The organism is Streptomyces sp. NPDC052910, assembly GCF_055585605.1.
Genome location: NZ_JBVJJR010000003.1, coordinates 730,223 through 751,394 on the forward strand (window position 1 = coordinate 730,223; position 21,172 = coordinate 751,394).

The window sequence follows — 21,172 nt, forward strand, 5'->3', positions numbered from 1 at the left end:
CGACCACCGACCAGCGCGCGCCTGAGGAGGCGGACATGAAACCCGACACGGGACCCGGCACGGAGCGGCCCGTCATATCCCTGCGCGGGGCGACGGCGTCGCTCGGGGCGCGGCCCGTGCTGCGCGGGGTGGACCTGGAGGTCCGGCGCGGCGAGGTCGTCGCGCTGCTCGGCGCCAACGGGTCCGGCAAGTCCACGGCGGTCCGGGCGATCGTCGGCCAGGTCCCGCTGACCGGCGGTGAGCTGGAGCTGTTCGGGACGCCGAAGCGCCGCTTCCGCGACTGGGCGCGGATCGGGTACGTACCGCAGCGCACCACCGCCGCGGCCGGCGTCCCGGCGACCGTGCGCGAGGTGGTCTCCGCGGGCCGGCTGGCCCGGACGAAGCTGGGGTTCAGCCGCCGGGCCGACCGCGACGCCGTGGTGAAGGCGCTGGAGCTGGTCGGCATGGCGGACCGGCTCAAGGACTCGGTGAACGCGCTTTCCGGCGGCCAGCACCAGCGGGTGCTGATCGCCCGCGCGCTCGCCGTCGAACCCGAACTGCTGATCATGGACGAGCCGATGGCCGGCGTGGACCTCGCCAGCCAGGAGGTGCTGGCGAACGCCCTGCGCGAGGAGGTCACCCGGGGCACCACCGTCCTGCTCGTCCTGCACGAACTGGGGCCGCTGGAGCCCCTCATCGACCGGGCGATCGTGCTCCGCGACGGCTGCGTCGTGCACGACGGACCGCCGCCCGAGGCCGTGGGCCAGCACGCGCTCCCCGGCCACGACCACGTACACCCGCACGCCGGCCCGGCCGCGGGCCCGACTCGGACAGGGCTGCTGAGCTGATGGAGATCCTCGACGCCGCGTTCATGCAACGCGCACTGCTCGCCGCGCTCCTCGTGGGCATCACCGCCCCCGCGATCGGCATCTACCTCGTCCAGCGCCACCAGGCGCTGATGGGCGACGGCATCGGCCACGTCGCCCTCACCGGTGTGGGCCTGGGCTTCCTGCTCCACACCAGCCCGGTGTGGGTGGCCGCGACGGTGTGCGTGGTGGGCGCCGTCGTGATGGAGCTGATCCGCTCCTACGGCAAGGCCCGCGGCGACATCGCCCTCGCCATGCTGTTCTACGGCGGCATGGCCGGCGGCGTGATGCTGATCAACCTCTCCGACAACGGGTCCAACGCCAACCTGGTCACGTACCTCTTCGGTTCGCTGACCACGGTCTCGCGGCAGGACATCGTCGCGATCTGCATCCTGGCCGCCTTCGTGATCCTCGCCACACTGGGCCTGCGACGGCAGCTTTTCGCCATCTGCCAGGACGAGGAGTTCGCCCGCGTCACCGGCCTTCCGGTCCGCCTGCTCAACCTGCTGGTGGCCGTCACGGCCGCGCTGACGGTCACCGTCGCCATGCGGGTGGTGGGGCTGCTGCTGGTCAGCGCCCTGATGGTGATCCCGGTGGCCGCGTCGCAGCAGATCGCCCGCAGCTTCGCGACCACACTCGCGCTGTCCGTGGGCATCGGGGTGCTGGTCACCCTGTCCGGCACCACGACCTCGTACTACGTGGACGTCCCGCCGGGCGCCACCATCGTCTTGATGGCGATCGGCGTCTTCATCGCCCTCACCGCGATCGCCACGCCGCTGGCCCGGTCGCGCGCCCGGAAGAAGGCGCTGGACGAGGAGCGGTGCACACTGGCGGATCCCGGCGCCCCTGGCAGCCCCGGCACTCCCGGCACCCCGGGCGCTCCCGACGACGTACGCGTCTGAGGCCCCCGGCCTCCCGTGTGCGACGGCGGTCACATCGGCGATCACACCTGCTGCGGCGACCGTGGGGTGCAGGTTAGGCTAACCAAACCTGTACTCCGCAGGTCGTCCGGAACGCATGGATCATGACGGATCGCGGCATCCGGCCGGTGCGCGGGGCCTGGCACAATTGGCCCGCACGCCGGCGAACCCGTGCGTGGGTGTGTCAGCCGAGCTTGAGGAGGCAACTGTGGCGACCGCCGGTCCCCCGGTACGCGGCCGAGCCACCAAGCAGCGCGCCGCCGTCGCGGCGGCGCTCGACGAGGTGGACGAGTTCCGCAGCGCTCAGGAACTCCACGACATGCTCAGGCACCGCGGCGCCTCCGTGGGACTGACCACGGTCTACCGCACCCTGCAGTCCCTCGCCGACGCCGGCGAGGTGGACGTGCTGCGCACCAGCGAGGGCGAGGCGGTCTACCGCCGCTGCTCCAGCGGACACCACCACCACCTGGTGTGCCGGATGTGCGGCAAGGCCGTCGAGGTCGAGGGCCCGGCCGTCGAGACATGGGCGGACACCATCGCCCGCGAGCACGGCTTCGTGGACGTCGCCCACACCGTCGAGGTCTTCGGCACCTGCGGCGACTGCGCCCGCACCGCCGCCACCGCCTGAAGCCTCTTCACCGCCTGAAGTTTCCTCACCGCCTGAAGCCTGTTCACCGCCTGAACCGCCTGAACCTGAACCGCCGACGCGAACGCCCGGCCCCCGGAGAGAGGGCCGGGCGTTCGCGCAGCCGGTCGCACACGCCGCCGGCTCAGACCTGGGCGCCGGTCTCCTCCGCGCCCTCCGCGCCCCGCTCCACCGCGTTGGGGATCGCGCCGCCGAACCGCCGGTCCCGCTGCGCGTACTCCAGGCAGGCGCGCCACAGGTCGCGGCGGTCGAAGTCCGGCCAGAGCACGTCCTGGAACACCATCTCCGCGTAGGCGCTCTGCCAGAGCAGGTAGTTGGACGTGCGCTGCTCGCCGGACGGGCGCAGGAACAGGTCCACATCCGGCATGTCCGGGTAGTAGAGGTACTTCGCGAAGGTCTTCTCGCTGACCTTCGACGGGTCCAGCCGGCCGGCGCGGACGTCCTCCGCCAACGCCTGGGCCGCGTCCGCGATCTCGGCACGCCCGCCGTAGTTCATGCAGAAGTACAGCGTCAGCAGGTCGTTGTCCTTGGTCTGCTCCTGGGCGATCTGGAGCTCCTTGGCCACCGAGCGCCACAGCTTGGGCATCCGGCCCACCCAGCGCACCCGGATGCCGAGCGCGTCGAGCTGGTCGCGGGTCTTGCGGATGAAGTCCCGGTTGAAGTTCATCAGGAAGCGCACCTCGTCCGGGGAGCGCCGCCAGTTCTCGGTGGAGAAGGCGTACAGCGAGATGCTGCCGACCCCCATCTCGATCGCGCCCTGGAGCACGTCCAGCACCCGCTCGGCGCCGACCTTGTGCCCCTCGGTGCGCGGCAGCCCGCGCTCCTTGGCCCAGCGGCCGTTGCCGTCCATGACGATCGCGACGTGCTCGGGGACGAGCTCACCCGGGATCTTCGGCGGCCGCGCGCCCGACGGGTGCGGCTCGGGGGTGCGGTACTCGCGACGGGAACGGCCCAGAAACCCGCGTCGTGCCATGGCTGCCACTACTCCTATTTACTTCTCGACGTAGCGGAGCGACCGAAGCCCCCGCTCGAGATGCCAGTGCAGATATGCGGCGACGAGGCCGCTGCCCTCCCGGACGTGCCGCGCCTCGCACGCGTCCGCCGTGGCCCAGTCCCCGGACAGCAGGGCGGCGAGGAGCCCGATCGCCTCCGAGGAGGGTACGACGCTACCGGGCACCCGGCAGTCACCGCAGACCACGCCGCCGGCCGCCGTCGAGAAGAACCGGTTGGGGCCCGGCATCCCGCAGCGCGCGCATGCGTCGAAGCTCGGCGCGTACCCGTTGACGGCGAGCGAGCGCAGCAGGAACGCGTCGAGGATCAGGTGCGGGGCGTGCTCCCCCGCGGCGAGCGTCCGCAGGCCCCCCACCAGCAGCAGGTACTGCTGGACGGCCGGCTCGCCCTCGTGGTCCGTGAACCGCTCGGCCGTCTCCAGCATGGCCGTCCCGGCGGTGTACCGGGCGTAGTCCGTGACGATCTTCCCGCCGTACGCGGCGATCGTCTCGCTCTGCGTGCACAGCGGCAGGCTCCGCCCCACCAGCTCCCCGCCGCGCGTGAAGAACTGCACGTCCACGTGCGAGAAGGGTTCGAGCCGGGCACCGAACTTGGACTTCGTCCGGCGGACGCCGCGGGCTACGGCGCGGACGCGGCCGTGGGCGCGGGTGAGGAGGGTGATGATGCGGTCCGCTTCGCCGAGCTTTTGCGTGCGGAGCACGATGCCGTCGTCGCGGAAGAGGGTCATGGGGCCATTGTCCCGCACGGCGGGACCGGTGACGGCGGGGGCTGCGCCCCCACACCCCCGAAACCGCGCTCCGCGCGGTTGTCCTCAAACACCGGACGGGCTGGTTGTCGCGCCCGGGCTCACCATCCAGCCCGTTGGGGGTGCCCCCTCCGGGGGAGGGGCCGGGGCACCCCCCCCCGCCGTCTACGACGGCGTCCGCGCCGCCGCCAGCAGCCGGTCCGTGTCCTCCGGGCAGATCATCAACGCCCGCCCCACCGTCGCCAGAACCTCCCGCTCCGCGGGCCGGTACGGCCCGTCCGCGAGCGCGATCCGAGCCCCTTGCAGCAGGATCGACTCCCGCCCGGCGGGAGCGAGGTGCGGAGCCAGCGGCTCCAGCGCCTCGTGCAGCTCGATGGCGAGCGCCGTGCCGCACGGATCGAAGCCGTCCCGCCCGGACACCGCGGGACCGGCGGGGAATCTGCCGGGCAGCCGCCCCGTATCGGCGGCCAGCGCCTCGATCAACGTGACTAGCTGCTCCTCGTTGCAGTCGGCGAAACCGGCCGCCCGGACCGCGCCCACCGCCGCCTGCCGGACCGTACGGGCCTCCGTGCCGCCCGCCGCCAGCACCGCGAGCGCGACCGTGTGCACCGCGTCCCGCAGCATCGCCGAGAACCTGGTGGTCGTGGGGTGGTCGAGGACGTCCATCGCATACCGCTCGCGGCAGGCCGTGCATTCGACGACCGGGCCCACCGGCCCGCGCGGCAGCAGCGGCAGCCCCAGGGCGACGAGGCGGCGGCGGCCGGTGCGCCGCTCGTAGTTGCGGTCCCCGCCGCAGCCGGGGCAGAAGAACTCGCCGTCGCCGACGGTGCGCCATACGGTGCGCACGCCCAGCACACACCGGTCGGGGTTCGGTCGGCCTTGCGCGTGCTTCACGGCGCACACCTCCTAACGCCACGGCCTCGTCGCCGCGTTGACGTGATGTTAGCCACATCGCCGACGTGCCGTCAGCACCCCGTGCGCAGACTAGAGCCGGTCTGAGGCGGCCCGGTACCGGACACGCCCCCGAGCCCACCGATTGCGGTGGTTTCGGAGGCGTGCCGTTGACGCTCGGGGCGCGCCGCTACCGCCTACCGCCTACCGCCTACCGCCTACCGCCTGTCGCCGGGCGTCGCTGCGCCGCCGGGCGATGCCGGGCGCCCCCGGGAGTCAACACCCGTTGCCTCAGGGCCGGTAGGCCCGGTTCACCGCGGACACGACCGCCTTGATGGAGGCGCGTGTGGTGTTGGGGTCGATGCCGATGCCCCACAGCACCTTGCCGTCGATCACGCACTCGATGTACGAGGCGGCCCGGGCGCTGGCGCCCTCGCTCATGGTGTGCTCGGTGTAGTCCAGCAGGCGGGCGTCGATGCCGGTGGCGGCGAGCGCGTCGAAGAAGGCGGAGATCGGGCCGTTGCCGGTACCGGTCAGGACCGTCTCCTTCCCGTCCACGACGGCCTCGACGGTGAGCACGTCGGTGCCCTCGCCGGCCGTCGTCGTCTGGGCGGCGCGCAGTTCGACACGGCCCCAGGGGTTGTCGTCGGTGGGCAGGTACTCGTCGCGGAAGACGGACCAGATCTCCTGCGGGGTGATCTCGCCGCCCCCCGCGTCGGTCCGGGCCTGGATGATCTTCGAGAACTCGATCTGCATCCGGCGCGGCAGGTCCAGCTTGTGGTCGTTCTTCAGGACGTAGGCGATGCCGCCCTTGCCGGACTGCGAGTTGACGCGGATGACCGCCTCGTACGACCGCCCGACGTCCTTGGGGTCGATCGGCAGGTACGGGACCGCCCACTCGATCTCGTCCACACTCCGGCCCTCGGCGGCGGCGGTGGCCTCCATCGCCTCGAAGCCCTTCTTGATGGCGTCCTGGTGGGAGCCGGAGAAGGCGGTGTAGACCAGGTCGCCCGCGTAGGGGTGGCGCGGGTGGACCTCCATCTGGTTGCAGTACTCGGCGGTGCGCCGGATGTCGTCGATCCGGGAGAAGTCGATCTCGGGGTCGACGCCCTGGGAGAACAGGTTCATGCCCAGGGTGACCAGGTCGACGTTGCCCGTCCGCTCGCCCTGGCCGAACAGGCAGCCCTCGACGCGGTCGGCGCCCGCCATCACGGCGAGTTCGGCGGCGGCGACGGCGGTGCCGCGGTCGTTGTGCGGGTGGGCGGAGAGACAGACGAACGCGCGGCGGGACAGGTGCCGGTCCATCCACTCGAAGCGGTCGGCATGGGTGGAGGGGGTGGACCGCTCGACGGTCGCGGGCAGGTTGAGGATGATCTCCCGACCCTCCTCCGGCTGCCAGACGTCCATCACGCCCTCGCAGACCTCCAGGGCGAAGTCCAGCTCGGTGTCGGTGAAGATCTCCGGGCTGTACTGGTAGCCGAACACGGTGTCGTCGCCGAGGATCTTCTCGGCGTACTCCATGACCAGGCGCGTCCCGTCGACCGCGATCTGCTTCACCTGCTCCCGCGAGCCGCGGAAGACGACGCGGCGGAAGACGGGCGCGGTGGCGTTGTAGAGGTGCACGGTGGCCCGGTGCGCGCCGCGCAGCGACTCCACGGTCCGTTCGATCAGCTCCTCGCGGGCCTGGGTGAGGACGGAGATCGTCACGTCCTCGGGGATCGCGCCCTCCTCGATGATCGAGCGGACGAACGCGAAGTCGGTGGCGCCGGAGGACGGGAAGCCGACCTCGATCTCCTTGTAGCCCATGCGGACCAGCAGGTCGAACATCTCCCGCTTGCGGGCCGGCGACATGGGGTCGATCAGGGCCTGGTTGCCGTCGCGCAGGTCGGTGGAGAGCCAGCGGGGGGCCTTGGTGATGCGGCGGTCCGGCCAGGTGCGGTCGGGCAGGTCCACGGCCTCGTACCGGCCGTACTTGTGCACCGGCATCCCGGACGGGCGCTGGGTGAGGGTGGCGGCGGTGAGGGGGGTGGGGCGGCCCACGGAATCGGGGGCGGCATCGGGGACGCGGGCGGTCTGGGACGTCTGCCGGGTCATCTGCGCGGGTCTCCTCGGGTGCTCCACGGGGTTCCCGGGCTCCGTCGCGGAGCCGGGACGGGCCGACGGGGCGGGCGGTGATCCCGGGAGTTCCCGGGCCGTGCACCGCAACACCGGTCTCCGCGGGGAGGGGGTCGGCCGACGACTACAGACCCTCGCCGCGGCAGCTAAGGAGAAGCAGCCCACAACGCATGATGCGTCGCACAGTAGCCGAAGGCGGCGGAACCCGGCCTGTCCGTATCAGCATGCGGGACGCCTGTCCGGCGGCCACGGTCCGTTATCAGAAGGGACGCCAACCGACCGGTCAAAGAATCCACAAGCACACTTTTTCGTTAATCATGGCGGCAGGGAGTGACACATGCGTGACCCTGTGCGACATTCCGGCCATGAATGGCGACTCCACCGGGACCGTGCCCGCACGCCGTCCCTTCTGCACGATCATCCCCCCACACATCCTGGACCGACTGGCCTCCTCCGACGACCCCCGCCACTACGAGCCCGCCCGCCGCACCCTGGAGCACGACGGCGCCCTCCGCACCCGCCGCCGCGTCATCGGTCTCCGCGGCACGGCGGCCGACGCCGGCACCCCCACCCCGTCCGACACGCCGAACCGCACCATCTACGACGCGGGCCACCACACCGCGCTGCCCGGCGGCAAGGTGCGCGGCGAGGGCGACGCCCCCTGCAAGGACGCCACCGTCAACCGGGCCCACGCGGGCCTCGGCGCCACCTTCGACCTCTATCTCAAGGTCTACGGGCGGCACTCCATCGACGACCGCGGCCTGCCGCTGACCGCCTCCGTCCACTACGGCGAGGAGTACAACAACGCCTTCTGGGACGGCGACCAGATGGTCTTCGGCGACGGCGACGGCGAGATCTTCCTCGACTTCACCCTCCCCGTCGACGTCATCGGCCACGAGCTGACCCACGGCGTCACCCAGCACACCGCCAACCTGGAGTACTACGGCCAGTCCGGCGCGCTCAACGAGTCCCTGTCGGACGTCTTCGGCTCCCTGATCAAGCAGTACGCCCTCGGCCAGTCCACCGCCGACGCCAACTGGCTGATCGGGGAAGGCCTGCTCGCCCCGGGCGTGCACGGCACCGCCCTGCGCTCCATGAAGCAGCCCGGCACCGCCTACGACGACCCCCGGCTGGGCAAGGACCCGCAGCCCGCCGTCATGAAGGACTACGTCCGCACCTCCCGTGACAACGGCGGTGTGCACATCAACTCCGGCATCCCCAACCACGCCTTCTACCTGCTGGCCACCGAACTCGGCGGCAACGCCTGGGAACGCGCCGGCCACATCTGGTACGCCACCCTCACCGGCGGCGACCTCCCCTCCGACGCCGACTTCGCCACGTTCGCCCGCCTCAGCGCCGCCACGGCCCGCACCCTCTACGGCGAGGGCGACGAGAACCGCGCCGTCCTCAAGGCCTGGGCCCAGGTGGGCGTCCCCACCTCGTAAGGCGGTGCCCGGCGGGCCACAATGACGCCATGCGGATCGTCATCACACGGACCGGCGGCTTCGCCGGGATCGAGCGCCGGGCCGAACTGGACACCACAGGACGGCCCGACGCCACCCACCTCGAAGCCCTCGCCCACCGCGCCCTGGCCCCCGGCCGCGACGCCCCCACCGGCGGCGTCCCCGACGGCTTCCACTACGAAATCGCAGTCGACAGCCGCAAGGTCCACCTGGCGGACCCCCACCTCACGGAGGACCAACGGGAACTGATCCGAACGGTGCTACGGGAGGGGGCGTGAGAGCGCCCCTGTGAGAGGCGGGAAAGCTACCCTGCTCGGACGCACTGTCGAACAGGGGGAAGGCCGTGGCACCGCCCATGCCGAACCGTGGAGTCGAGTCCCGCCGCCCCACACCACCGTCCCCCGGCTCCCGCGCCCGTGCCGCCGAAGTGACAGGCATGCTCGTGGGGCGGAATGCGCGGCGCTTCGCGGCCGCGGCGTTGGGTGTCGCGCTGCTCACCTCGTGCGGGGTCATGGACGAGGAGAAGCGGCCGGCGCTGGTGTCCATGCCCGACCGGGTTCCGTACGAGCCCCGATTCGCCGACGCCGACGCGGTGGTCTCCGCTCTGGGCAAGGCGGGGCTGCCCTGCCGCGTCGTCCGCAGGGGCAGGACGGATCCGCGCTTCGGCACCGGCTTGGACTGCGAATCCGTCGTGGGCGGCGTCAGGTTCGAGAACCGGATCGACGTCACCGACACGCGGCAGGAGGACTACCGGGACCAGAATGGCGACTCGATAGCCGCGCGCCACAAACCGCCGTTCAGCCAGACCATCGTCGCCGCGGGAAACTGGTTCGTCAACGTCACCGACCCCCGCTTCGCTCCCCGGGTCGCCAAGGCCCTGCACGGCGTCGTGCTCCCGCCGGAGAAGGTGAAGGTTCCCGACTACCCGCTGCCGAGCCTCCCCGCCGAGCCCCGGTACAAGAACCTCGGCGCGCTGGCCGACGCTGTCGGCCGGGCCGTCGGGTGTGACGAGCGGGCGGAGGGGCTCGGGAAAACGATGACGTGCACCACCGGGAAGCGCACGGGCACGGCCAACTGCGCCACCCTCGCGCTGCACGACACCCCCGCCGCGCGGGACCGCACGCTGCGGGAGGCCATCGCGTACAAGGGCGTCCCGGCGACGCTCGTCGCCGCCGGGAACTGGACCGTCAACCTCTGCGACTACGGGCTGGGCGAGCGTGTCGCGCGGGCGCTGGGGGGCCGGGTCGTGCGCTATGACGGGGGCTGAGGCTCCGCCTCGCCCCCGCCCGGGCCCCCGCCCGGCGGCCTAGAAGCCCAGCTTGCGGAGCTGCTTCGGGTCCCGCTGCCAGTCCTTGGCGACCTTGACGTGCAGGTCGAGGTAGACGGGGGTGCCGAGCAGGGCCTCGATGTGCTTGCGGGACTTCATGCCGACCTGCTTCAGGCGGGCGCCCTTGGGGCCGATGATGATGCCCTTCTGGCTGGGGCGCTCGATGTAGACGTTGGCGTGGATGTCGAGCAGCGGCTTGTCGGCCGGGCGGTCCTCGCGGGGGATCATCTCCTCGACGACGACGGCGATGGAGTGCGGCAGCTCGTCGCGGACGCCCTCCAGGGCGGCCTCGCGGATCAGCTCGGCGACCATGATCTGCTCGGGCTCGTCGGTGAGGTCGCCCTCGGGGTAGAGCGGCGGGCTCTCGGGGAGCATCGGGACGAGCAGGTCGGCGAGGAGCGAGACCTGGGTGTCGCCCACGGCCGAGACCGGGATGATCTCGGCCCACTCGATGCCCAGCTCCTCGCCCAGCCGCTGGACGGCGAGCAACTGCTCGGCCAGGGCCTTGGAGTCGACCAGGTCCGTCTTGGTGACGATGGCCACCTTGGGCGTCTTCTTGATCCCGGCCAGCTCGCCCGCGATGAAGCGGTCACCGGGGCCGAGCTTCTGGTCGGCCGGCAGGCAGAAGCCGATCACGTCCACCTCGGCCCAGGTGGTCCGGACGACGTCGTTCAGCCGCTCGCCGAGCAGGGTGCGCGGCTTGTGCAGGCCCGGGGTGTCGACCAGCACCAACTGGGCGTCGGGGCGGTGCACGATGCCGCGCACGGTGTGCCGGGTGGTCTGCGGCCGGTTGGAGGTGATCGCGACCTTCGTCCCCACCAGAGCGTTGGTCAGGGTCGACTTACCCGCGTTGGGGCGGCCGACGAAGCACGCGAAACCCGCGCGGTGGGGCGCCTGGGAGGGGGATGAAGCTCTGTCCATGAGGTTCATTCTCCCCGATCGCCCGGCCTTCGCCGACCAGCGGGCGCGGGGAGCCGGCCGGCCCGCCGCCGGGAGCCCGTCAGCCCGCGGTGACGACCGCCGACGGCACGCCGTCCGGGCCCGCGAGCAGGACCGGGGTGTCCGGGCCGCCGAGGTCGCGGACGACCGCGCGGTCGGCGTCCGGGACGACCGCCGCCTCCGACACCACGGCCGCCGCCTCCAGGGACCTCGCGCCGCCGGCCACGGCCATGGCGACCGCCGTGGCCAGGGCGCTCAGCCGCAGCGAGTCGAGGGCGACGGTGCCGGCCACGTACGTACGACCGGTCTCGTCCCGTACGGCCGCGCCCTCCGGCACGGCGTTGCGGGCGCGGGTGGCCCGGGCGAGCGTGATGAGCTTGCGGTCCTCGGGGTCGAGCTCGGTGATCTCCGTCATGGGCCGAGGATAGTGAAGCCGTCCCGCGGGGCCGCCACCGGTCAGTCCACCGGTCAGCTCGCCGGTCGGCCCACCGGTCAGCTCGCCACCGAGACGGAGTGCAGGCCGCCCCGACGGGCCTCCGGCGAGTTGAGCCAGGCCACCCGTTCGGCGGTGTTCGTGCCCGGCACCGGGTTGTGCATCACGATCGTGAGGTCCGGCCGGGCCGGCACCTGGAGGGCGGTGACCTCGAAGGAGAGGGTGCCGGCGACCGGGTGCGCGTACTCCTTGCCAAGCTGTCCGGCGGGCTGCACGTCGTTGCGCGCCCACAGCTCCGCGAACTCCGGGCTCTCCGCCGCCAGTTCCACGACGATCAGCGCGAATCCCTCGTCGTCCGGGCGCTGCGAGCAGGCGGCGCGGTACTGGGCGACGACGTGTCCGGCGTTCCGCTCCCAGTTGGCCGCGCGGGAGCGGTAGACGGGGTCCGTGAAGTAGGAGATCAGGCAGTTCTGCCGGATCCCCGGGCGGAAGCCCATGACGACGGCGGCCGACTCGTTGTAGGCGACCGTGTTCCAGTAGGGGTCCATGATGTGCGCGGGGTTGGGCAGCCAGCCGTCGATCAGCCGCATCAGGCCGTCGCACAGGTGCTCCGGGTCGTCGACGACGGAGTCGGGCAGCGGCGGGTTGAGGCCGGCGAGGACGTACAGGTGGCGGCGTTCGCTCCCGGTCAGCCGGAGGACCCGGGCCACCGCGTCCAGCACCTGCGGGGAGACGGTGATGTCCCGCCCCTGCTCCAGCCACTGGTACCACGAGGCCCCCACCCCGGCGAGCACGGCGACCTCCTCGCGCCGCAGGCCCGGCGTCCGCCGGCGCCCGCCACCGTCCGGCAGGCCCGCCTCGGCCGGGCTCACCCGGGCCCGCCGGCTCATCAGGAAGTCGCGCAGTTCCGGGCGGCGGTTCGTTCCGGTGGCGTGCGTGCGTGGCGTCACGGTTCCCCCTCGTCCGCGTGTCGTACGCGTCTCGTCGTCGCATTCCCGTGTGTCTGGTGGTGCGGCCACCACCATAAGTGCCGACTCCCCGGCGTTGTTCCCGAAGCCCGAGGGTGAGCACATGGCGCTCGATACGTCCCCCTCCCCCACCGTCACTTCCACCCCCGAGACCCCTGCTGTCTCTGCTGCCCCTGCCGACTCTTCTGTTGCCGCCCCGCGGATGACCGCCCGCGCGAAACTCGTCCTGCTGGTGCTGTGCGCCGCGCAGTTCATGGTCGCGCTCGACTTCTCCATCCTGAACGTCGCGCTGCCCGTCCTCGGCGACGACCTCGCCATGGACCGGGCCGACCTCCAGTGGGCCGTCACCGCGTTCGCCCTCCCCTCCGGCGGTTTCCTCCTCCTCTTCGGCCGGATCGCCGACCTCTACGGCCGGCGTCGCCTCTTCCTCGCCGGGCTGACCCTCTTCACGGCGGCCTCCGTCCTGGCCACCCTCGCCTGGGACCCCGCGTCCTTCCTCACCGGACGCGCCCTCCAGGGGCTCGGCGCGGCCGTCATCGTGCCGACCGGCATGTCCCTGCTCACCACCACCTTCCGCGAAGGACCGCAGCGCGAACGCGCCCTGGGCATCAGCAGCACGCTGATGTCGCTGGGCTTCACCATCGGCATGGTGCTCGGCGGCGTCATGACGGACGCCCTCGGCTGGCGCTCCACCATGGGCCTGCTCGGTGTCGCCGGCGTCGCCGTGCTGCTGCTCGCCCCCGGCCTGCTCACCGAGTCGAGGCACCCGGGCCGCCCCCGGCTCGACCTGCCCGGCGCGGCCACCGTCACCGGCGGGCTGCTGGCCCTGATCTACGCGTTGTCGACCGCCGCCGAGAGCGGGTTCGGCCGTACGGACGTCGTCGTCGCCCTCGTCGCCGGAGTCGTCCTGCTGGCCGCGTTCGCCGTCGTGGAGTCCCGGACCGCCGAACCGCTGGTGAACCTGTCCATGCTGCGCCGTCCGACCGTCGCCTTCGGCAACCTCGCCGGTCTGACGACGTTCGCGACGATGACCGCCGCCATCTTCCTGCTCACCCTCTACCTCCAGGACGTCCTGCACCTCTCGGCGTTCCGCACCGGCCTGATCTTCGGTGTCGAGGGCGTGGTCGCGGTGGTCTCCGGCACGGTGGCGTCCAAGGTGATCGCCCGCTTCGGCACCCGCACCACCCTGGTCGCCGGGCTGCTGGGACAGGCGGCCTGCACGGCGCTGCTCCTCGGGGTCGGCCGTTCGTCGGGTGCCTGGCTGACGCTGGTGGGCATCTCGCTCGGCGTCATCGGCCACCTGTGGGTGATCGTCGCCTACGGGGTCACCGCCACCTCCGGGCTCCCGGACCGCGAACAGGGCCTGGCCACCGGTCTGGTGACCAGCTCCCAGCAGATCGGTCTCACCGTCGGCATCCCGCTGCTCAGCGCCCTCGCCTCGGCGCACACCGCCGCGCTGCGGTCGGACGGCGAGGACGCCGTCGGAGCGGCACTGGGCGGGATCAGGCTGGGGCTCGGGGCCGACGCGGCGGTCCTGGCGGCGGTGGCGGTCCTGGTCGCGGTGGGGCTGCGGGCGCGGGGCGGCGGCGCGAAGCGCTAGCCCCGGCGGGCGGGGTCGGGGAGGGGCGCCCCGGCCCCGCCCTTTCGCCGTTTCTCGCGGGGCCGCCCCCGCACCCCCGAGCGCGTGCTCGGAACGCGTACCCGGGGCGCGTGCTCGGGGCGCGTACTCGGCGCGCGGACTCGGCGCGCGTACTCGGCGCGCGTACTAGAACTCCCCCGGAAGGGGCGCCCCCGGCGGGCCGCATCAGCCCGCGAGCAGCCGCTCCACCTTCTCCGCGGTACCCGTCCCCGGCACGGGATTGTGCACCGCGATCGTCAGATCCGGCCGGGACGGAATCCGCAGCGGGCTGCTCTCGAAGCACAGCCGCCCGGCACCCGGATGGTCGATCTCGTACACCAACTGCCCCTCCGGGTGGACGTCCCCGCTCTCCCACAGCCGCGCGAACTCCGCGCTCAGCGCGCACAGTCCGGCCACCGTCTCCGCGACTTCCGCCGCCTCCTCCGAACCGGGCCGCTCACTCCGCGAGGCACGGAACTGGGCGACGAGCCGGCGGGCGTTCTCCTCCCGGCGCGCGTCCGCCCCGGGCCCGGCCGGGGCCGTCCGGTACACGGGGTCGGTGAAGAAGTCGGCCAGCCAGTTGCGGCGCTCGCCCGGGCGGAAGCCCCAGACGAGCGCCGCCGACGCGTTGTGGGCCACGGTGTTCCAGCAGGGGTCCAGGATGTGCGCGGGCCAGGGCAGCCACGCGTCGATCAGCCGCCGGAGCCCCGGGCACAGGTCGTCCGGCCGCTGCCCCGACTCCGGCAGCGGCGGGTTCAGCCCGGCCAGGACGTAGAGGTGGCGCCGCTCGACGGACGTCAGCCGCAGCACCCGGGCGACCCCGTCGAGCACCTGCGGCGAGACGGTGATGTCCCGCCCCTGCTCCAGCCACTGGTACCAGGTGGTCCCCACCCCCGCCAGTACGGCGACCTCCTCGCGCCGCAGCCCCGGCGTACGGCGACGCCCGCCGCCGTCCGGCAGGCCCGCCTCCGCCGGGCTCACCCGGGCCCGCCGGCTCATCAGGAAACGGCGCAGTTCCTCACGGCGGTTCGGCCGTCCGGCGGCCGCGCGCGGTGCGGTGGTCACGGGTCCCCCCTCGCTCTGCCACCCCGGCTGGTAGTCCGACTGCCACCATAAACACGCTCTCCCCGGCGGTCTTCCGGGCGGCCGAGGGTGGGGGCATGCCGTACGACACGCCCGACGTCCCCACGACCGCCGCGCCACCGCACCCGGCGCCCGCCCCCGAGCCCGTCCCCGCCCTGTCCGCCCGGGCCCGGCTGACGCTCCTCGTGCTGTGCACCGCGCAGTTCGTCGTCACCCTCGACTTCTCGATCCTCAACGTGGCCCTGCCCGTGCTCGGCCCCGACCTCGGCATGGGCCGGGCCGATCTCCAGTGGGCCGTCACCGCGTTCGCCCTGCCCGCCGGCGGCCTCCTGCTGCTGTCCGGCCGGGTGGCCGACCGGTACGGCAGGCGCCGGCTGTTCCTGTCCGGGCTGGCCGTGTTCACCGTGGCGTCGGTGCTGGTCACCCTCGCCTGGAACCCCGCCTCGTTCCTGGCCGGCCGCGCCCTCCAAGGCGTCGGCGCGGCCCTCATCGTCCCCACCGGCATGGCCCTGCTGACCACCACCTTCCCCGAGGGGCCACAGCGCGAGCGGGCCCTGGGCATCAGCGGCACCCTGCTCTCGCTGGGCTACACCACCGGCATGGTGCTCGGCGGGGTGCTGACGGACGGCCTCGGGTGGCGCTCGACGATGGGACTGCTCGCGGCGGCGGGCGCCGCGATCCTGGTGGTGGCTCCGGGTGCGCTGCCGTCCGACGGCGACATCACGCGAGCCGCCCGCCGCCGCCCGGTCGACCTGCCCGGCGCGCTGACCGTCACCGGCGGGCTGTTCGCCCTCGTCTACGCGCTGTCGACGGCGGCCGAGCACGGGTTCGGCGGCGCCGACGTCATCGCCGCGCTCGTCCTCGCCGCGGTCCTGCTGGGCGCCTTCGTGACCGTCGAATCGCGGGTCGCCGACCCACTGGTCCCGCTGCCGATGCTGCGCCGGCCGACGGTCGCCTGGGGGAACCTGGGCGGGCTGGCGACGGTCTCGACGATGACCGCCCTGATCTTCCTGCTGACCCTCTGCCTCCAGGAGGAGCTCGGGCTCTCGGCCTTCCGCACCGGCATGCTCTTCGGGGTGCAGGGCCTGTTCGCCGCCCTCGCCGGGCTGACCGCCTCCCGCGTCATCGGCCGCCTCGGCGCCCACCGCACACTCGTCGCCGGCCTCCTGCTGCAGACCGTCAGCACCGCGCCGCTGCTGTGGCTCGGCACCGGCCCGGCCGCCGCCTGGTGGGCCCTGGCGGCGGCCTCCGCCGGCGTCGTCGGCAACCTGTGGGCCGTGGTCGCCTACGGCGTCACCGCCACGGCCGGCCTGCCGCCCGCCGCACAGGGGCTGGCGACGGGCCTGGTGACCACGTCCCAGCAACTGGGCACCACGCTCGGGATCCCGTTGCTCAGTGCGGCGGCTTCGGCGTGGGGGCTGCGGACGGCGTTCGGCGTGGACGCGCTGACCGTGGGTGCGGCGGCGGTGGGGGTGGCGGCAGGGCTGCGCAGTGCGGGACGGCGGGAGTGACGGCCCCGAGCGCGCACAGCACAGTCCAGAGGGGTCTGGGGGCTTGCCCCCAGGAAACGGCGAAGGGGAGGGACCGGGGCACAACCCGCCGCAGGCGCGCCCCGCGCCCCCTCACCCCGGCCCCTCACCCCGCAGCCGCACCTGCTCCTCCAGCCGCTCCAGGCTCTTGTCCAACGCCTCCTCCACCACCCCGTCATCCGGCCGCTGCGATCCCTGATGAAAGGAGAGGTGCACGGTGACCTGGCAGGAGCCGCTCCCGTTGCCCGCGACCTGGAGCCAGCCGCTGTACCGGCCGTCCTCGCGGGTCCCCCACTCCAGCCGCATCTGTTCCTTGCGCGCGCGGACGAGGGCGTCGGCGTCCTCGCCCGTCCGGTCCTCGTGCACGGTGACGGCCGGCGGGTCGTCGGGGTGGACGTGCAGATCGCGGGGGAGCCAGCTATCGAGCCGGTTGAGGTCGCAGACCTGGTCGAAGACCATCTCGGGCTGCGCGGGCAGGGTGCGGGTGCGTTCGAACTCGCTCATGGAGGGCGGGTAACCGGACCCGCCCCCATCCATGCGGCGGGACGGGCCGGATTCCACCGGTCGCCCACCGCCGTCCCCCGGACGGCCCGCGCGGCGAGCGGCGACGCCCGGACCGCCGGGAGCACCAGAGCCCCAGAGCCCCAGAGCCCCGGAAACCCGGTAGCCCCGGTAGCCCCTACTCCGACGCCGCCGCCTCCGCCCGCACCGGCTCCACCAGCACCGTCACGATCCGGTTCCGCCGCCCCGCCGACGCCTCGGCGATCAGCCGCAGCGCCGTCACGGAGGGGTCCGCGCCGTGCTCCGGGAGCGGCACGTCGGCCGTCGCGCCCGCGATCGGCACCCGCCCCAGCGCCTTGGCGAGCAGGCCGCCGACCGTCTCGACGTCCTCGTCGTCCAGCGCCTCGATCCCGTACAGCTCGCCGAGATCGCCGATGTCCAACCGGGCCGTGACCCGGTAGCGGCCGTCGCCCAGCTCCTCCACGGGCGGCAGCTCCCGGTCGTACTCGTCGGTGATCTCGCCGACGATCTCCTCCAGGATGTCCTCGATGGTGACGATGCCGGCCGTGCCGCCGTACTCGTCGATGACGACCGCGCAGTGGTTGCGCTGCTGCTGCATCTCGCGCAGCAGGTCGCCCGCGTTCTTGGTGTCGGGCACGAAGACGGCGGGCCGCATGGCCGTGGAGACCGGCTCGGACTCCGCGTCACGGTTGATGTGCGTCCGCCGGACCAGGTCCTTCAGGTAGACCACGCCGACGATGTCGTCCTCGTTCTCGCCCGTCACCGGTATCCGGGAGAAGCCGGAGCGCAGCGCCAGGGTGAGCGCCTGCCGGATGGTCTTGCCGCGTTCGATGACGACGAGGTCGGTGCGCGGCACCATCACCTCGCGGACGAGGGTGTCGCCGAGCTCGAAGACGGAGTGGACCATGCGCCGCTCGTCGTCCTCGATCAGCGACTCCTTCTCGGCCAGGTCCACCATCGCCCGCAGCTCCGCCTCGGAGGCGAACGGGCCCATGCGGAAGCCGCGGCCCGGGGTGAGGGCGTTGCCGATGAGGATCAGCAGCCGGGGCACCGGGCCCATGATCCGGGCCAGCGGCAGCAGGACGTACGCCGCCGCGGTCGCGGTGTTCAGCGGGTGCTGCCGGCCGATGGTGCGCGGCGAGACGCCGACGGCCACGTAGGAGACGAGGACCATCACCGCGACGGCGACGGTCAGCGCCTCCCAGGTGGCGTCGAACTCGCGGAGGCACACATACGTGGTGAGCACCCCGGCCGCCATCTCGCAGGCGACCCGCACCAGCAGCGCCACGTTGAGGTAGCGGGTGGGGTCGGAGGCGACGGCCATCAGCTTCGCGCTGCCGCGCCGGCCCGCCCGTACCGCCTCCTCGGCCCGGAACCGGGTGGTCCGGGCGAGGCCGGCCTCCGCGCAGGCGGCGAGCCAGGCGACGACGAGCAGGAGGACCGCCGCGGCGATCAGTTGGCCGGTCACGTGATCGTGGGAGCCGGGGAGGGCCCTTCGATCCCGCGCTCGGCGCGCCAGCCGTCGATGATCGCCGCCTGGAGGCCGAACATCTCGGCCTTCTCGTCGGGTTCCTCGTGGTCGTAGCCGAGGAGGTGAAGCACCCCGTGCACGGTGAGGAGCTGGAGCTCCTCGTCCATCGAGTGCCGGGTGGGGGCCGCCTCGCCCTGCTCCTTGGCGACCTCCGGGCAGAGCACGATGTCGCCGAGGAGCCCCTGCGGGGGCTCGTCGTCGTCCTTGGCCGGCGGACGGAGCTCGTCCATCGGGAAGGACATCACGTCGGTCGGCCCGGGCAGATCCATCCACTGGATGTGGAGCTGCTCCATGGCCTCGGTGTCGACGACGATGACCGAGAGCTCGGAGAGCGGGTGGATGCGCATCCGGGCGAGCGCGTACCGGGCGACGTCGAGGATCGCCTTCTCGTCGACCTCGGTGCCGGATTCGTTGTTGACGTCGATCGCCATGGTGCTCAGTTTTTACTTTCCGTCGCCGCGGTTGTCGCCGCGATTGTCGTACTTCTCGTACGCGTCCACGATACGGCCGACCAGCTTGTGCCGGACGACGTCATTGCTGGTGAGATGCGAGAAGTGAACGTCCTCGACGCCCTCCAGGATCTGCTGCACCTGCCGCAGGCCGCTCTTGGTGCCGCCGGGCAGGTCGACCTGGGTGACGTCACCCGTGATCACGATCTTGGAGTCGAACCCGAGCCGGGTGAGGAACATCTTCATCTGCTCGGGGCTGGTGTTCTGCGCCTCGTCGAGAATGATGAACGCGTCGTTCAAAGTGTTGTGCGTCAGCAGATAGTCCTGGGTGACGTACAGCGAGTCCTCGGCCGCCACCTGGATGCAGACCGCCTCCTCCCGGCCCGCCGGCTCGATCGAGTCGATGAAGCGCATGGGCCGGCCGCCGCCTCCGGCGGCGCGGTACTTGTCGAGCTTGCGGGTGAGACGGAAGGGTTCGATGCCCTCCGGCAGGCGGATGTCGACGACGTGCGCGTCGTACCGGTGGGCTGCGAGTGCGGTGCCCTGCCTGCGGCCTTCGGCCGGGCGCCGACGAGTGTAGGCCACCCCGCCAAGGGACTGGACGAGCGCGATGACATCGTCACGCAGGAGAATCGACGCGGTGGAGTACTGGATACGGCAGGACCGGTCGCTCTGCGTGACCGGGCCGCCGTCCGAGTCGAGCAGGCCCTGCAGAACCGCCAGACGCACGTCGGCCGTGTTGAACAAGTAGTCGTCCGGGACGAACTTGGAGTGCGACCGGCTGCCGATCAGCTCCAACGCACGAAGCGCTCCGGTGACCGGATTTTCCAGGGTGACCACGTCACCCGGAGACTTCACCCGGTTCAGGACGTAGTCCGGGCCGCCCCTGTGCCTGACCGAGACCCCGGGGAGCGCGGCTTCCAGCGCGTGGACGAGCTCCTTGTCCTCCGTCGAGAACGACGGCGTCGTGGATCCCGTGAGACACCCGTCCCCGAGCAACAGGCCCAAGGCATACGGGTCCATCGGCACCGGGCGCTCGGGGAAGGAGACGGGAGCGGTGAGCAGCGGCAGCTCATAGCGGCGGGCGTGGGCCGCGCGGAGCTTGCCGATCATCTCCTTGGTCTCCAGGACCCGCCACGGCTTGCCCCGCCGCTTGTCGGCGGCGGTCCTGACGGTCCACAGGTGCTCGCCGCAGCAGAGGGTCCAGGAGCCGTCCTGGGCGGTGACGCGGTAGATGTCCTTCTCGCCCTGCGGGTAGACGCCCAGGACCGGAGTGGGTTCGCCATTCGATCCGACGACCAGGTCACCGACTCGGAGATCACCGATCGGGCGCCAGCCGTCCGGCGTCAGCACCTTGGTGAAGACGGGCTGCGCACGACCCCGCATATATGCGAGCGGCGCGACCTCGATCGTGCCCGCCGCCATCAGCCGCGGGATCGAGTCCGGGTCGATCATGTCGTGCAGCGCGTCGTAGAGCGGGCGCAGGTACGGGTCGATCTTCTCGTAGAGGGTGCCGGGGAGGAAGCCCAGGCGTTCGCCGGCCTCGACGGCGGGGCGGGTCAGGATGATGCGGTTGACCTGCTTGGACTGGAGGGCCTGCACGGCCTTGGCCATGGCCAGGTAGGTCTTGCCGGTGCCCGCGGGGCCGATGCCGAAGACGACGGTGTGCTTGTCGATCGCGTCCACGTACCGCTTCTGGTTGAGCGTCTTGGGACGGATGGTGCGGCCGCGGTTGGAGAGGATGTTCTGGGTGAGCACCTCGGCGGGCGTCTCGGGCTGGGACCCGGCGTCCCGCAGCATGGCGATCGAACGTTCCACCGCGTCCTCCGTCATCGGCGCACCGGTCCGGAGCACCAGCATCATCTCGTCGAACAGGCGCTGGACGAGGGCCACTTCCCGCTGGTCCCCTGTCGCGCTGACCTCATTGCCCCGTACGTGGATGTCCGTCGACGGGAATGCGTTCTCGATCACGCGCAGGAGGCTGTCGCCGGAGCCCAGGACGCTCACCATGGGGTGCTTGGCCGGGACCGTGAAGCGGGCTTGCGCCTGCGCTCGTGTGGGTGTCTGAGTCATGGGCCGGCACTCGGGCCTGCTCATCCCTCTTTCCGTGTGCGTGCGTCCGGCGGCCGGCGTCCTC

20 protein-coding genes are annotated in these 21,172 nt (G+C 72.3%); 8 read left to right on the top strand and 12 right to left on the bottom strand.

Annotated elements, in window-relative coordinates; genetic code table 11:
• Nucleotides 1–35 precede the first annotated feature (35 nt).
• The 3 genes from ACZ6X9_RS14295 to ACZ6X9_RS14305 all read left to right on the top strand — a co-directional run bounded on the left by ACZ6X9_RS14295 (nucleotide 36) and on the right by ACZ6X9_RS14305 (nucleotide 2,393).
• Entirely contained in the window at nucleotides 36–827 is a 792-nt protein-coding gene (locus ACZ6X9_RS14295) for a metal ABC transporter ATP-binding protein (RefSeq protein ID WP_469778282.1), read from the top strand.
• Complete coding sequence (locus tag ACZ6X9_RS14300; RefSeq protein WP_469778283.1) at nucleotides 827–1,747, top strand: iron chelate uptake ABC transporter family permease subunit; 921 nt, start codon at nucleotides 827–829, stop codon at nucleotides 1,745–1,747. Before ACZ6X9_RS14295 ends, ACZ6X9_RS14300 begins: the two co-directional genes overlap by 1 nt.
• Before the next feature lie 226 nt (nucleotides 1,748–1,973).
• A complete protein-coding gene (locus ACZ6X9_RS14305) occupies nucleotides 1,974–2,393 on the top strand; it encodes a Fur family transcriptional regulator (protein WP_469778284.1) in 420 nt (139 codons plus the stop codon).
• 142 nt (nucleotides 2,394–2,535) lie between these two features.
• On the opposite strand, the gene ACZ6X9_RS14310 is transcribed toward ACZ6X9_RS14305, so the two are convergent.
• The 4 genes from ACZ6X9_RS14310 to leuA all read right to left on the bottom strand — a co-directional run bounded on the left by ACZ6X9_RS14310 (nucleotide 2,536) and on the right by leuA (nucleotide 7,152).
• Nucleotides 2,536–3,384, bottom strand: coding sequence for an isoprenyl transferase (locus tag ACZ6X9_RS14310; RefSeq protein WP_469778285.1), 849 nt, complete (start codon nucleotides 3,382–3,384; stop codon nucleotides 2,536–2,538).
• Nucleotides 3,385–3,402: 18 nt separating this feature from the next.
• On the bottom strand, nucleotides 3,403–4,149 hold the full coding sequence (gene recO / locus ACZ6X9_RS14315) for a DNA repair protein RecO (RefSeq protein ID WP_469778286.1): 747 nt from the start codon (nucleotides 4,147–4,149) through the stop codon (nucleotides 3,403–3,405).
• A 183-nt stretch (nucleotides 4,150–4,332) separates the two neighbouring features.
• Nucleotides 4,333–5,022 (bottom strand): TerB family tellurite resistance protein, encoded by a 690-nt coding sequence (locus ACZ6X9_RS14320; RefSeq protein ID WP_469778652.1) that lies wholly within the window; start codon nucleotides 5,020–5,022, stop codon nucleotides 4,333–4,335.
• A 327-nt stretch (nucleotides 5,023–5,349) separates the two neighbouring features.
• On the bottom strand, nucleotides 5,350–7,152 hold the full coding sequence (leuA, locus tag ACZ6X9_RS14325; protein WP_469778287.1) for a 2-isopropylmalate synthase: 1,803 nt from the start codon (nucleotides 7,150–7,152) through the stop codon (nucleotides 5,350–5,352).
• A 386-nt stretch (nucleotides 7,153–7,538) separates the two neighbouring features.
• On the opposite strand from leuA, the gene ACZ6X9_RS14330 reads away from it, so the two are divergent.
• From ACZ6X9_RS14330 to ACZ6X9_RS14340, 3 genes are all read left to right on the top strand, one after another.
• The gene (locus ACZ6X9_RS14330; protein WP_469778288.1) at nucleotides 7,539–8,618 is read left to right on the top strand and encodes a M4 family metallopeptidase; all 1,080 of its coding nucleotides are present in this window, start codon (nucleotides 7,539–7,541) and stop codon (nucleotides 8,616–8,618) included.
• A 29-nt stretch (nucleotides 8,619–8,647) separates the two neighbouring features.
• Nucleotides 8,648–8,914 carry a protealysin inhibitor emfourin gene (locus tag ACZ6X9_RS14335; protein WP_469778289.1) on the top strand — a complete coding sequence of 89 codons (267 nt, stop codon included), beginning with the start codon at nucleotides 8,648–8,650 and terminating at the stop codon, nucleotides 8,912–8,914.
• Nucleotides 8,915–9,072: 158 nt separating this feature from the next.
• Nucleotides 9,073–9,903 carry a hypothetical protein gene (locus ACZ6X9_RS14340; protein ID WP_469778290.1) on the top strand — a complete coding sequence of 277 codons (831 nt, stop codon included), beginning with the start codon at nucleotides 9,073–9,075 and terminating at the stop codon, nucleotides 9,901–9,903.
• A gap of 39 nt (nucleotides 9,904–9,942) precedes the next feature.
• Here ACZ6X9_RS14340 and era read toward each other — a convergent pair whose 3' ends face one another.
• From era to ACZ6X9_RS14355, 3 genes are all read right to left on the bottom strand, one after another.
• Nucleotides 9,943–10,884 (bottom strand): GTPase Era, encoded by a 942-nt coding sequence (gene era, locus ACZ6X9_RS14345; RefSeq protein WP_469778291.1) that lies wholly within the window; start codon nucleotides 10,882–10,884, stop codon nucleotides 9,943–9,945.
• 79 nt (nucleotides 10,885–10,963) lie between these two features.
• Entirely contained in the window at nucleotides 10,964–11,317 is a 354-nt protein-coding gene (locus ACZ6X9_RS14350; protein WP_469778292.1) for a cytidine deaminase, read from the bottom strand.
• A 77-nt stretch (nucleotides 11,318–11,394) separates the two neighbouring features.
• Nucleotides 11,395–12,285 carry a helix-turn-helix transcriptional regulator gene (locus ACZ6X9_RS14355; RefSeq protein ID WP_469778293.1) on the bottom strand — a complete coding sequence of 297 codons (891 nt, stop codon included), beginning with the start codon at nucleotides 12,283–12,285 and terminating at the stop codon, nucleotides 11,395–11,397.
• A gap of 121 nt (nucleotides 12,286–12,406) precedes the next feature.
• Between ACZ6X9_RS14355 and ACZ6X9_RS14360 the strand changes: the two genes are divergently transcribed.
• Nucleotides 12,407–13,903 carry an MFS transporter gene (locus ACZ6X9_RS14360; protein ID WP_469778294.1) on the top strand — a complete coding sequence of 499 codons (1,497 nt, stop codon included), beginning with the start codon at nucleotides 12,407–12,409 and terminating at the stop codon, nucleotides 13,901–13,903.
• Between the two features lie 204 nt (nucleotides 13,904–14,107).
• Here the strand turns inward: ACZ6X9_RS14360 and ACZ6X9_RS14365 are convergent, their stop codons facing one another.
• Nucleotides 14,108–14,986: a helix-turn-helix transcriptional regulator gene (locus tag ACZ6X9_RS14365; RefSeq protein WP_469778295.1), complete on the bottom strand. Its 879-nt coding sequence runs from the start codon at nucleotides 14,984–14,986 to the stop codon at nucleotides 14,108–14,110.
• Between the two features lie 95 nt (nucleotides 14,987–15,081).
• On the opposite strand from ACZ6X9_RS14365, the gene ACZ6X9_RS14370 reads away from it, so the two are divergent.
• Entirely contained in the window at nucleotides 15,082–16,515 is a 1,434-nt protein-coding gene (locus ACZ6X9_RS14370; protein WP_469778296.1) for an MFS transporter, read from the top strand.
• Between the two features lie 111 nt (nucleotides 16,516–16,626).
• On the opposite strand, the gene ACZ6X9_RS14375 is transcribed toward ACZ6X9_RS14370, so the two are convergent.
• The 4 genes from ACZ6X9_RS14375 to ACZ6X9_RS14390 all read right to left on the bottom strand — a co-directional run bounded on the left by ACZ6X9_RS14375 (nucleotide 16,627) and on the right by ACZ6X9_RS14390 (nucleotide 21,108).
• Nucleotides 16,627–17,037, bottom strand: coding sequence for an SRPBCC family protein (locus tag ACZ6X9_RS14375; RefSeq protein ID WP_436780498.1), 411 nt, complete (start codon nucleotides 17,035–17,037; stop codon nucleotides 16,627–16,629).
• A gap of 175 nt (nucleotides 17,038–17,212) precedes the next feature.
• The gene (locus tag ACZ6X9_RS14380; RefSeq protein ID WP_469778297.1) at nucleotides 17,213–18,523 is read right to left on the bottom strand and encodes a hemolysin family protein; all 1,311 of its coding nucleotides are present in this window, start codon (nucleotides 18,521–18,523) and stop codon (nucleotides 17,213–17,215) included.
• Nucleotides 18,520–19,017 (bottom strand): rRNA maturation RNase YbeY, encoded by a 498-nt coding sequence (gene ybeY, locus ACZ6X9_RS14385; RefSeq protein ID WP_469778298.1) that lies wholly within the window; start codon nucleotides 19,015–19,017, stop codon nucleotides 18,520–18,522. The genes ACZ6X9_RS14380 and ybeY overlap by 4 nt, the downstream gene beginning before the upstream one ends.
• Nucleotides 19,018–19,029: 12 nt before the next feature.
• A complete protein-coding gene (locus tag ACZ6X9_RS14390) occupies nucleotides 19,030–21,108 on the bottom strand; it encodes a PhoH family protein (RefSeq protein WP_469778299.1) in 2,079 nt (692 codons plus the stop codon).
• Nucleotides 21,109–21,172 lie beyond the last annotated feature (64 nt).